Annotated in this window: 9 protein-coding genes; 7 read left to right on the top strand and 2 right to left on the bottom strand. The window is 65.0% G+C overall.

The features are described from left to right. The first annotated feature begins 172 nt into the window (after positions 1-172). Both CH268_RS08460 and CH268_RS08455 read left to right on the top strand, forming a co-directional pair. A complete protein-coding gene (locus CH268_RS08460; RefSeq protein ID WP_255182323.1) occupies positions 173-1981 on the top strand; it encodes a dynamin family protein in 1809 nt (602 codons plus the stop codon). Further along, complete coding sequence (locus CH268_RS08455; RefSeq protein ID WP_094663314.1) at positions 1978-3438, top strand: dynamin family protein; 1461 nt, start codon at positions 1978-1980, stop codon at positions 3436-3438. Before CH268_RS08460 ends, CH268_RS08455 begins: the two co-directional genes overlap by 4 nt. Here the strand turns inward: CH268_RS08455 and CH268_RS08450 are convergent. Both CH268_RS08450 and treS read right to left on the bottom strand, forming a co-directional pair. Beyond that, positions 3427-3987, bottom strand: a complete 561-nt coding sequence (locus tag CH268_RS08450) for a hypothetical protein (RefSeq protein WP_141215100.1) — start codon at positions 3985-3987, stop codon at positions 3427-3429. The two genes, CH268_RS08455 and CH268_RS08450, sit on opposite strands and share 12 nt — an antisense overlap. 40 nt (positions 3988-4027) lie before the next feature. Further along, a complete protein-coding gene (treS, locus tag CH268_RS08445; protein WP_094663310.1) occupies positions 4028-6208 on the bottom strand; it encodes a maltose alpha-D-glucosyltransferase in 2181 nt (726 codons plus the stop codon). Between the two features lie 297 nt (positions 6209-6505). On the opposite strand from treS, the gene CH268_RS08440 reads away from it, so the two are divergent. The 5 genes from CH268_RS08440 to CH268_RS08420 all read left to right on the top strand — a co-directional run bounded on the left by CH268_RS08440 (position 6506) and on the right by CH268_RS08420 (position 11433). After that, positions 6506-7006 carry a Pro-kumamolisin, activation domain family protein gene (locus CH268_RS08440; protein ID WP_094663308.1) on the top strand — a complete coding sequence of 167 codons (501 nt, stop codon included), beginning with the start codon at positions 6506-6508 and terminating at the stop codon, positions 7004-7006. 303 nt (positions 7007-7309) lie between these two features. Continuing rightward, entirely contained in the window at positions 7310-9154 is a 1845-nt protein-coding gene (gene dnaK, locus CH268_RS08435; protein WP_094663306.1) for a molecular chaperone DnaK, read from the top strand. Beyond that, entirely contained in the window at positions 9151-9810 is a 660-nt protein-coding gene (grpE, locus tag CH268_RS08430; RefSeq protein ID WP_094663304.1) for a nucleotide exchange factor GrpE, read from the top strand. Before dnaK ends, grpE begins: the two co-directional genes overlap by 4 nt. A 31-nt stretch (positions 9811-9841) precedes the next feature. Then, positions 9842-11017 carry a molecular chaperone DnaJ gene (dnaJ, locus tag CH268_RS08425; protein ID WP_027495657.1) on the top strand — a complete coding sequence of 392 codons (1176 nt, stop codon included), beginning with the start codon at positions 9842-9844 and terminating at the stop codon, positions 11015-11017. After that, positions 11017-11433, top strand: coding sequence for a heat shock protein transcriptional repressor HspR (locus tag CH268_RS08420; protein ID WP_094663302.1), 417 nt, complete (start codon positions 11017-11019; stop codon positions 11431-11433). The genes dnaJ and CH268_RS08420 overlap by 1 nt, the downstream gene beginning before the upstream one ends. Positions 11434-11663: the final 230 nt, after the last annotated feature.

Raw genomic sequence — 11663 nt, 5'->3', positions numbered from 1 at the left:
CCGAGTGTTCAACGACACTCGGGGCCGAGTCGTCGCTAGAGTTGCTGGAGTGGAGCCTGCGGAATGACCATTCGTGCGGGTGGAGCCTGCGGAATGACCATTCGTGCGGGTGCGGCCTGCGGGACGAGTTGGGTTCGCGGGAGTCGACGAGATGGGTTGTGGAGACACAGGTATGGACGGGCAATCTACGGAACTGGCCGAGCTGCTCGATCGCACCGCGGAGGTAGCGACATCGGCGGGACGATCCGATCTGGTCGATCGAGTCGAGGCAGCGAAGTCGCGTGTGCTCGACCCTCGTCGTCGCATCATCGTGGTCGGACCCCTCAAACAGGGCAAGAGCCAGTTCGTGAATTCGCTGCTGAATTTGACGGTGTGCTCGGTGGGCGACGACGAGACAACCGCGATTCCGACGGTGGTGTCCAACGCGGACAGCTTCTCCGCGCAGCTCGTGCTCGCGAATCCCGGTGACGAACCGATTCGCGTGGACGTACCGCTCGAAGAGATCACCACGGTGACTCCGGCGAGTCCCCGGGCTCAGGGCCGGGAGGTGCTGCGGCTGGACATTGCGGTACCGAGCCCACTGCTCGCCGACGGCCTGGTGCTGGTCGACACGCCGGGAGTCGGTGGCCACGGAAACCCGCATGCGGCAGGGACATTGGGTCTGATTCCGTCGGCCGATGCCGTGCTCGTCGTGTCCGATGCCTCCCGTGAATTCACCGAGCCGGAATTGGCGTTCCTGCGGCAGGTGCAGGGTCTGTGCCCGGCTGTGGCGGTGCTGATCACCAAGATCGATCTGTATCCCCATTGGCGGCAGATCGTCGAGGCCAACCGTGGACATCTGGACCGTGCAGGCATCACCGTGCAGATGCTGCCGGTGTCGTCGTTGTTGCGATCGCACGCAGTGCGTTTGAACGACGAGGAACTCAATGCCGAATCCGGCTTCCAGCAGCTGTACGCATTTCTGCGCGACGACGTGGTGGCACGAGCCGACGTGCTGGCTCGCGCATCGGTATCCCTCGATGTCCGCTCGGTGACCGAGCACCTGACACTGTCGTTCGGCAGTGAGCTTGCGGCGCTGAAGGATCCGGAGCGCGCGGCCGCCGCAGTCGCCGGACTCCAGCGGGCCAAGTCCGCCGCCGAGGAACTGCACAAGAGGTCCTCGCAGTGGCAACAGACGCTCGGTGACGGAATCGCCGATCTCGCGTCGGACATCGATCACGACCTGCGCGACCGACTGCGACGCGTCACCCGGGAGGCCGAGGAAACCGTCGACGAGGGGGATCCGGGGAAGGACTGGCCGCAACTGGGCGAATGGCTCGAAGAGCAGATCGCTGCGTCGGTGGGCGACAATTTCGTGTGGGCGCACGAGCGGGCTCTGTGGTTGTCGGAGTTGGTGGCCGAGCACTTCGCGTCGTCCGGCGCGGCGGCCCTGCCCGATCTCGATCTCGGCGATCTCGACAATGTGCTCGAGCCCGTGACGTCACTGGCCGATCTGGAGTCGGGTCGGGTGGGTATCACGCAGAAAGTGCTCGTCGGAATGCGTGGATCCTACGGCGGCGTACTGATGTTCGGTCTGATCACCACGTTCGTCGGGCTGAGTCTGCTCAATCCGATCTCGATCGGAGCAGGCGTACTGCTCGGCACCAAGGCGTACAAGGAAGACAAGGAGAATCGCGTCAAGGCGCGTCGTTCCGAGGCCAAGATGGCGATTCGCCGCTTCACCGACGACGTCAGCTTCCAGGTGGGCAAGGAGTCGAAGGATCGGCTGCGTCAGATTCAGCGGGTGCTGCGAGATCACTTCACCTCGATCGCCGAGCAGACATTGCGTTCGCTCAACGAGTCGTTGCGCTCGGCGCAAGAAGCCGCTGCCGCCGACAACACCGATCGCACCGCCCGGATCGCGAAGCTGGAGAACGACATGCGACTTGTCTCGGAATTGAATGCTCGCGCAACGCGTCTGGTGAAGGACGTCGCAGTATGAGCGTGACGGCACTGGCCCGAGCGCGCGATCTGATCTCGGCAGCGCGGTCGACGTACGCCGGCGACGCCGAGGCGTCCTGGATGCTCGACGAATGCCTGTATCGCCTGGACGAGCCGCTGCGGGTGGCTCTCGCGGGATCACTGAAGGCCGGCAAGTCCACGCTGCTCAATTCTCTTGTGGGGCAGGACATTGCCCCTACCGACGCGACCGAGTGCACCAAGGTCGTCACGTGGTACCGCAACGGCGTCACTCCTGCCGTCACGGCCTGGTACGACGGCGATCGAGCCGCGAACGTCCCGGTCCAGCGACGGGAAGGCCGATTGACGTTCGACCTCGGGTCCCTGACGGCCGCGCAGGTCGACCGACTCGATGTCGAATGGCCGGCGAGCGCGTTGGCGCAGACGACGATCATCGACACCCCCGGTACCTCCTCACTGTCGCGAGACGTCTCGGCGCGCACGTTGGCGATGCTCACTCCCGAGAACTCGTCCTCGGGTGCCGACGCCGTCGTCTATCTGCTGCGCACCCTCAATGCGACGGACGTGTCGTTTCTCGGGCAGATCGGCGCGCATGTGGGCGGTGACTCGGGCCCACTCGGGGTGATCGGCGTCGTCTCGCGGGCCGACGAGGTGGGCTCGGGCCGGATGGACGCGATGATGTCGGCCAAAGAGGTCGCCGCGCGTTTCGCCTCCGAACTCGAGGCCACCGGCCTGTGTCAGGCGGTGGTTCCGGTCGCAGGGCTGCTGGCACTCGGTGCGGAAACGTTGCGGCAGAACGAGTTCGCGGCGTTCGAGACGCTGGCTACCGTGCCGACCGAGGACCTGCAGTTGGCGATGCTCTCGGCCGACCGCTTCGTGCGACCGGAGAGCTCGCTGCCGGTCGATGCATCGCTGCGGGCAAGCATCGTCGACCGTTTCGGGTTGTTCGGTATTCGGATGGCAGTGACGTTGATTCGGCTGGGTGTACGCGATTCGCCCACGCTGGCTGCCGATCTGGTCGAGCGCAGTGGCTTGAGCGAACTTCGCTCGGTGATCGACGTGCAGTTCGGTCAACGTGCCGATCAGTTGAAGTTGCACTCGGCACTGGTTGCGCTGCAACGAATCCTGGAGTTCAGACCGGAATCGCACGCCCTGCGCACCGAGGCCGGGCGGATGCTGGCCGACGTGCACGGATTCGCCGAACTACGTTTGTTGGGCCGATTGCGTTCCACCATACCGAAACTCCCCGACGGCGGACTGCTCGAGCTGCAGCGCATCATCGGCGGTTTCGGCATCGCCGCCACCGAGCGCCTCGATCTGCCGCCCGACGCCGGGCGCGCGCAGCAGCGCGATACCGCCCTGGCAGCCGTGCACAAGTGGCGAGCACTGTCCGAGCATCCACTGCTGGATCGGTTCACCTCGACCTCGTGCGCCCTGGCTGCCCGCAGCGCCGAAGGGATACTCGCCTCACTGGCCTGAGGATGCCCGGGGCAGGAGAGCGACGATCGTCGCGGCGGCCGCGGTGCCCGCCACGACGAAGGGTCCCCACTGAAGGACGCCGCCGAGCAGTGCGGAGGCGTCGGACACGAAGGTCGAGAACGTCACTGCCGCTCCGATGGTGAGGATTCCGACCGCGCCCATCAGAACCTTCGACGACATCGCTGCATTGCGCAACAGATTCAGTGCGACGAAGCCGAGCAACACGAGGACCGCCGCTGCGGCCCCGCTGGACAGTAACGTGGCCGACGCGGTGTTGCGGACATCGGCGGCACTGGCCGTCGAATCCTGCTGTGACACTGCGGTTTCGACACCGGAAAGCACGGACTCCCAATTCAGTGCGACGATGCCGGCCAATGCGAGCACCAACACCGCCGTCAGAACCCACAGAGCGCTCGCGACCTTCGGCCGGACCGAGCGGGTTGGCTCCTGACGTGGCCGAAGAGGCTCGACGGAAACATCCGGCCGCGGGGGTTGCGGACGCGGCGGGACGGGCCTCCGCGGTGTCGGGTCGTTCTGTTCTTCGGCCACGATGCAGGAGTCTATCGGGCGGTGATGGTCGACTGCGGTGTCAGCGCAGCACCACCGCCACACCCTCGTACGGCTGCAGGGTCATCGGGAAGCTGTTCAGTTCGTCCACGGTGGCGATCTCGTTGTCGTCGAACACGTCGATGGCGCACGTGCCGGGCACCAGGTGCTTGGACTGAATGGTCGCGCTGATCTCCTCGGACGAGAAGTTCAGCACCGTCGCCTGAATGGTTCCCTGGCTGAGTTCGTGCACCATCACCAACAGTCCCTTGTGCGAGACCGTCGGAATGTCGATCTGCTGTGCGGTGGCGATGCCGAACTTGTTGCGCAGCTCGATGATTCGCGCCAACTGTCGAGCGAACGACTGGGGATCCGCCAGTTGCTCGGGGAGTGAGCCGTAGAGGCTGCGCCCGCGGGGGATGCCGGACTCCGAGCGGACGGCCTCGGGGAAGTACCCCATCAGATCGTGTGCGCCGCGGTTGAGCCACCGAGTGTCACCTTCGCGGATGAGATCCTCGACCTCGTCGGCGTCGATGGGCAGGATGCCCAGCAGATCCCAGCCGGACAGCGCGAACACGCCGGGCTGCAACGCGTTGTACATCGCGAGCAGCAAGTGGGCTCGCTTGACCGTCTCGATGTCGCGGTCGTCCATTCGATCGAGATCGCGAATACCGAGGGATGCAGTGATGACACTTGCTGTGGTGCAGGCGATTCCGTTGGTCGTGAAGGTTCGGTTGTACGGTGCCCAGCGCCCGGTGAGGCGATCGGTCAGTTCGCCGCGGATGCGGTCGCCCAGGTCGCAGCCCTTGACGGCCTCGCCGCCGTAGGTGAACTCGTCCTCGGCGTGCAGGGTGGCGAAGTGGATGAGCTCGAACGTCATCTCGTCGTGATTCTGCAGTGCGTGCACCAGAGACGCCGTGTCGACGCCGTGATCGCGCGCCAGAGTCATGGTGAGCCTGAGGAACTCGGTGTTGCCCATGACGAGCGCATGCTGATAGGCCGGACGGTTGATGAAGTCGTACGAGAGGTCGGCACCGTTTTCGCCCATGGCCTTGATGTCGTCGATCGTCAGGTTCAATTCCTGGAAGGTGAACCCACCCATCTTTCGTACCACGCTGGCGATCAGGTGGTTCGCGGCCTCGGACAAGGGGTGGCCCTCGGACCAGCCCGGTCCCTCGGCTCGACGTTCGACGCCGAGAAATCCGTTGGCGTCCAATCGCAGAGCGCCTGCACCCAGATCGGCGATGGAGTGGCACGCGTCGCCGATCACCAAACGCATGCCGGCGAAAGAGGGATCGAGCCAGTTGATCGACGGCTGACCGGCCTTGAAGTAGTGCAGGTACACCCAGCGACGTTCGACGCCGTCGATGCCGACGACGGGAGGTGTTGCGCTCCAGTTGGTTTCCTTCACGCCGAGCTCGTAGAAGATCACTCGTTGCAACTGGCCGATGATGTAGCCGGCGCGGGCGAGATTGGCCTCGGCCTCGGCGTCGATGTTCTGCGAATCGGCACCGGCGCGCACACGTGGCAGCAGATGCCAGTCCTGCGGTTCGATCTCGACCATGTGATAGATGCCGGGATAGTCGGCCACGGCCATCTCGGCGAGGCGGAAGTCTGCACCCTTGCCGGTGTGGCCGGGCACGATGTCGTCGATGACGATCCCGTCGTACGCCGACGCCACCACGCAGAGGCGTCGGAACTCCTCTTCGGATCCGAACGCGGGGTCGATCTGCATGCCGATGCGGTCGAAGTGCCCGTCGACCGAGGGGGTCGGTCGCCAGCCGTGGATGCCGCCTGCGACCTTCACCGGGCCGGTATGCACTGCGGTGACACCGATTTCGGAGAATGCCTGCCACAGTTTCTCGTCGCCCAAAGTGCTCAGGAAGCTCGTCTGTGGGGCGTTGATCACCGAGATGGGGTACGCGGTGAACCACACCGGAGCTCGCTCCACGGCGGCGCGAGGGTCGGGGTCCGCGTACGGGTTCTGCCACATGCTGCCCTTGCCCGAGAGTTGCTCGGCAATGAGCTTGGCGTCCCGCAGCATCGACTGTTCGGTGAGCCAATCCACGTAGTCGGGATTGGAGGCAACCGGCTCGCTGTCGGGCGTGGGGCTGTTGCTGCGGTTGGCGCGACGCACCGAAGGTCGAAGTGGTTTCGGCCGAGCCGGGTAGAACTTCTCGTCGTAGGTGATCTCGCTCGGTTCGTGCTGCACTTCGGGATCCATGTGCCTCCGTAGCCTCGCTTTTTCTCAACCCTACGTAGGGCGCGGCCGATCCGCAGGGTTGTGGTTCCCCTGATCGTCGAGCGGTGAAACCTCACTCGCCGACCGGTGAAACCTACGCCGAACTACACGGATGTGATTCGCCGGCGCCGTTTTCCTTCGATATGCGAACGTCATCGAATCGAGACCGCCTGGTGTGGAATGTCTGATTCGGATAGACCATAGTGAGTCAGGTACCAACTGCCCCTTCAGTCACATCAGACTCATGGGTCACATCCCCCTCAGCTACAGGAGTTGTTCATGCGACGTCTTGCCCGCACATCGATCCTGGCCTCGACGGCCGCTCTGGCCGCCGCCATCGGTGCGGTTGCCATCGCACCCATCGCTTCCGCCGAGCCCGAGGCCGAGCCCGCGATGCCACTCGGCTCCGCGGTCCTCGAAAGCCCCGACCTGGTGGTCACCATGTCCACCGTCTGCGACACCGATGTCGAGGACGCGCCCGAGGGCGGCGTCGTGGCACTGCAGGTCAAGGTCGACAACATCGGCGCGGACGACGCGTCGAACGTCAACGTCAACTACGGCGCGCTGCCGGGCGTCCAGGGTCAGAACACCGAGACGACCATCAAGGCAGGCGAGGCAGCGACGTACACCGTGCCCTCCGTCGACCGTGAATGGGTCGCTCGGCCGGCTGGTGCCGCAGCCTTCGCCAGCGCACTCGACGCCGATTTCATGAACAACATCACCGCCGGCCTGCTCAGCTACAGCTGCATCCCGGCACCCGTCGAGGAGCCTGCCGAGTAGTTCCTCTCTCCACGCTTTCTCCCCGCTGCGCCGCGACGATCCCTGCTGATCGTCGCGGCGTACTGCTGTGGAGGGGCTTCGCCCCATGTGAGTAGAAGTTCGTAGCAGACACCGAATTTCCATGCACGTGCGGCGCAGCCGCTCCCTCGGGAACAAATTCGCCACACCCTCCGTTGTGCAGGTCAGCAGCCTTGAGTGGATGAGGCTCAAGTTGGAAGTTGACGCAACAAGACGCGTTGTGCAAACTTGAGCGGAGTTCGCTCACCCAGGGACTGAACCCCAGCAATAACAGGAGGAAACATTATGGCTCGTGCGGTCGGTATCGACCTCGGGACCACCAACTCGGTCGTGTCCGTCCTCGAGGGCGGCGAACCGGTTGTCGTCGCCAACTCCGAGGGATCACGCACCACCCCGTCGATCGTCGCTTTCGCCAAGAACGGTGAAGTGCTGGTCGGCCAGCCCGCGAAGAACCAGGCGGTCACCAACGTCGATCGCACGATTCGTTCCGTGAAGCGCCACGTCGGCACGGACTGGACCGTGGAGATCGACGACAAGAAGTACACCCCACAGGAGATCTCCGCGCGCACGCTGCAGAAGCTCAAGCGCGACGCCGAGGCCTACCTGGGTGAGGAAATCACCGACGCGGTCATCACCGTTCCCGCCTACTTCGAGGACGCACAGCGTCAGGCCACGAAGGAAGCCGGCCAGATCGCCGGCCTCAACGTCCTGCGCATCGTCAACGAGCCCACCGCGGCAGCTCTCGCATACGGCCTGGACAAGGGCGACAGCGAGCAGACCATTCTCGTGTTCGACCTCGGTGGCGGCACGTTCGACGTCTCGCTGCTGGAAATCGGCGACGGCGTCGTCGAGGTCCGTGCGACGTCCGGCGACAACCACCTCGGTGGCGACGACTGGGACGAGCGCATCGTGACCTGGCTCGTCGACAAGTTCAAGGCTCAGAACGGCATCGATCTGACCAAGGACAAGATGGCGCTGCAGCGTCTGCGTGAGGCCGCCGAGAAGGCGAAGATCGAACTGTCCTCCGGGCAGAGCACGTCGATCAACCTCCCGTACATCACGGTCGACGGCGACAAGAACCCGCTGTTCCTCGACGAGCAGCTCAGCCGCTCCGAGTTCCAGAAGATCACCTCCGACCTGCTCGACCGCACCCGTGCGCCGTTCCAGGCAGTGGTCAAGGACTCCGGCATCGCCGTCAAGGACATCGACCACGTCGTGCTCGTCGGTGGTTCGACGCGTATGCCCGCAGTGTCCGAGCTGGTCAAGGAACTCTCCGGTGGACGCGAGCCCAACAAGGGCGTCAACCCGGACGAGGTCGTGGCCGTCGGCGCTGCACTCCAGGCCGGTGTGCTCAAGGGTGAGGTCAAGGACGTTCTGCTCCTCGACGTCACGCCGCTGTCCCTCGGCATCGAGACCAAGGGTGGCGTGATGACCAAGCTCATCGAGCGCAACACCACCATCCCGACGAAGCGTTCCGAGACCTTCACCACCGCTGACGACAATCAGCCGTCGGTGCAGATCCAGGTCTTCCAGGGTGAGCGCGAGATCGCCTCGCACAACAAGCTCCTCGGCTCCTTCGAGCTGACCGAGCTGCCCCCGGCTCCTCGCGGCGTCCCGCAGATCGAGGTCACCTTCGACATCGACGCCAACGGCATCGTGCACGTCACGGCCAAGGACAAGGGCACCGGCAAGGAGAACACGATCAAGATCCAGGACGGCTCCGGCTTGTCCAAGGAAGAGATCGACCGCATGGTCGCCGACGCGGAAGCTCACGCAGACGAGGACAAGGCTCGTCGCGAAGAGGCCGAGGTCCGCAACCAGGCAGAGTCGTTGGTCCACCAGACGGAGAAGTTCGTGAAGGACAACGAGGACAAGGTCGACGCCGAGCTCAAGGGACGCGTCGAAACCGCTATCGCCGACGCCAAGACGGCTCTCGCGGGCAGCGACATCTCGGCAGTCAAGGCCGCCGTGGAGAAGCTCTCGACGGAGTCGCAGGCTCTCGGCACCGCCATCTACGAGGCTCAGGCCAAGGAGCAGGGCGGCGCAGAGGGTGGCGCGCAGGCCGCTGACGACGGTGTCGTCGACGCAGAGGTTGTCGACGAGCCCGCCGACGACACGGACAAGAAGTGACGTCGGACAACACCGAGCAGGAACCGGTCACTTTCGTGGACAAGCGGAAGATCGATCCCGAGACCGGTGAAGTACGGGAAGGTGACGCAGTTCCGGAGCCCCTCGCGGGCACCGGTACTGCGCCCCAGCCCGGCTCGGTGGACGAAGGGACAGGCGAGATCGTGGTCGAGGCGGAGGACACAGAAGATCCGCGCGACACTCAGGTCGCCGAACTCACTGCCGATCTGCAGCGCGTGTCGGCCGAGTACGCCAACTACCGTCGCCGCACGGATCGGGAGAAGCAGACGGGAGCGGAGAACGCGAAGGCGTCCGTCGTGTCCCAGCTGCTCCCCGTCCTCGACGATCTGGAGCGAGCTCGCCAGCACGGCGATCTCGAAACCGGACCGCTCAAGTCCGTGGCGGACAAGTTGGCGGGGGTGTTCTCGAACATCGGTTTGAGCACCTTCGGGGCCGAGGGCGACGCCTTCGACCCGGCCATCCACGAGGCCGTCTCCCATGAGGGCGACGGCAGCAATCCGGTCGTCGGCACGCTGATGCGTCCGGGCTACAAGCTCGGCGAGCGCGTGCTGCGTACCGCGATGGTCGGTGTGGTCGACAGTGCTTCCGAGGGCACGGCAACAGAAGAATCGGACGCACCCGCGTCCGACGAGCAGTAAAAAGAAATAGCGCGAGAGGAGGAAACGCCCGGTGAGCCAGCGGGAGTGGATCGAGAAGGACTTCTACAAGGAGCTGGGCGTTTCCTCCAGCGCTACTGCAGAAGAGATCAAGAAGGCGTACCGAAAGTTGGCGCGGGACAACCATCCCGACGCCAATCCAGGTAACGCCGCGGCCGAGAACAAGTTCAAGGCGGTCAGCGAGGCGCATGCTGTTCTCGCCGACCCGGCCAAACGCAAGGAATATGACGAGGCCAGGCGGCTGTTCGCGTCCGGTGGCTTCGGTAGCCGCGGCGGAGGCGGATTCTCGCCCGGCGCAGGCGGATTCGGCGGCGGCGGCCAGACCTTCGACGTGGGCGACATCTTCGGTCAAGGCGGTGGCGGCGACGGCGGCATCGGCGATCTGTTCGGTGGCCTGTTCAATCGCGGCGCAGCCCAGCGCCCGCAGAGCAACCGTCCCCGACGCGGCAGCGATGTCGAGACCGAGACGTCGCTGCAATTCCGTGAAGCAGCGCAGGGTGTGACGGTCCCGTTGCGGTTGACCAGTCCGTCCTCGTGCACCACGTGTCACGGCAGCGGTGCGAAGCCCGGAACGAGCCCGCGGGTCTGCCCCAAATGCAACGGCCAAGGTGTCGTCAACCGAAACCAAGGCGCGTTCGGCTTCAGCGAGCCCTGCGACGACTGCCGCGGAACCGGATCCATCATCGACGACCCGTGCGTCGACTGCCGCGGCACCGGAGTGCAGAACCGCACCCGCACCATCACCGTGCGAGTACCCGCAGGCATCAGCGACGGCCAGAAAGTACGACTCGCAGGCCAAGGCGAGGCCGGGCTTCGTGGAGCACCGTCCGGCGACCTGTTCGTCACCGTTCGAGTCAAGCCCGACAAGGTTTTCGGCCGCACCGGCGACGACCTCACGGTGACCGTGCCGGTCAGCTACGGCGAATTGGTCCTCGGCACCACACTGTCGGTGCCCACCCTCGAAGGACGCGTGGGCGTTAAGGTGCCACCGGGCACCGTCGACGGCCGAGTGTTGCGGGTGCGTGGACGCGGCATCCCGAAGAAGTCCGGCGCAGGCGACCTGATGGTGACCGTCAAAGTTGCCGTCCCGCAGAAACTCGACGATGCTGCTACCGACGCTCTGAAGACCTATCTGGAAGCCGAGAAGGCCAGCGGATTCGACCCGCGGGCCGGGTGGGCAGGTGTGTGATGTCGGTCCCTCCCGAGGGCGGTTCCGCGAAAGCCGGTGGGACACAAGGTGATCCCGACGCGCAAATCTTCGTGATCTCCGTCGCGGCTCAGCTGGCCGGTATGCATGCGCAGACGCTGCGCACCTACGACCGACTGGGCCTGGTCATCCCGCACCGCACCACCGGCGGGGGTCGACGCTACACACCGCGCGACGTTGCGCTGCTCCGTGAGGTGCAGCGACTCTCGCAGGACGAGGGCGTCAACCTCGCCGGTATCAAGCGCATCATCGAGCTCACCAACCAGGTCGAGGCCCTGCAGGCCCGGGTCTCGGAACTGGCGCAGGAGGTAGCGAACGTGCACGCGAGCTATCGCCGCGACCTGGTGCCGATCCAACGCAACGCCCTGGTGGTCTGGAAGCCGAAACACCAGCGCTGAATTCGCCGCCTTCCCCGCAAACGCGCGCGCATTTGTCAGGTGCGCGCAGATTTGCCAGTGATTCGGTCACTTTTCCGCGCGCCTTCCCCGCAAACGCGCGCGCATTTGTCAGGTGGGCGCAGATTTGCCAGTGATTCGGTCACCATTCCGCGCGCGTTCAGCAAACGCGCGCGCATTTGCGGCATAGGCAGCGGCGAACCCCGCGCGCGTTTGCGAGACACCCGGCATCG

This window comes from Rhodococcus sp. 06-1460-1B (assembly GCF_002258475.1).
Classification (GTDB): Bacteria; Actinomycetota; Actinomycetes; order Mycobacteriales; family Mycobacteriaceae; genus Rhodococcoides; species Rhodococcoides fascians.
Note: the sequence above shows the minus strand (reverse complement) of the source record. Positions and strands in the feature narration are given on the sequence as shown.

What these genes read in the sequence shown, in the direction of transcription:
- CH268_RS08460 (WP_255182323.1), top strand. Translation starts at nt 173, where the DNA reads ATGGACGGGCAATCTACGGAACTGGCCGAGCTGCTCGATCGCACCGCG.
- CH268_RS08455 (WP_094663314.1), top strand. Translation starts at nt 1,978, where the DNA reads ATGAGCGTGACGGCACTGGCCCGAGCGCGCGATCTGATCTCGGCAGCG.
- treS (WP_094663310.1), bottom strand. Translation starts at nt 6,208, where the DNA reads ATGGATCCCGAAGTGCAGCACGAACCGAGCGAGATCACCTACGACGAG.
- CH268_RS08440 (WP_094663308.1), top strand. Translation starts at nt 6,506, where the DNA reads ATGCGACGTCTTGCCCGCACATCGATCCTGGCCTCGACGGCCGCTCTG.
- dnaK (WP_094663306.1), top strand. Translation starts at nt 7,310, where the DNA reads ATGGCTCGTGCGGTCGGTATCGACCTCGGGACCACCAACTCGGTCGTG.
- CH268_RS08420 (WP_094663302.1), top strand. Translation starts at nt 11,017, where the DNA reads ATGTCGGTCCCTCCCGAGGGCGGTTCCGCGAAAGCCGGTGGGACACAA.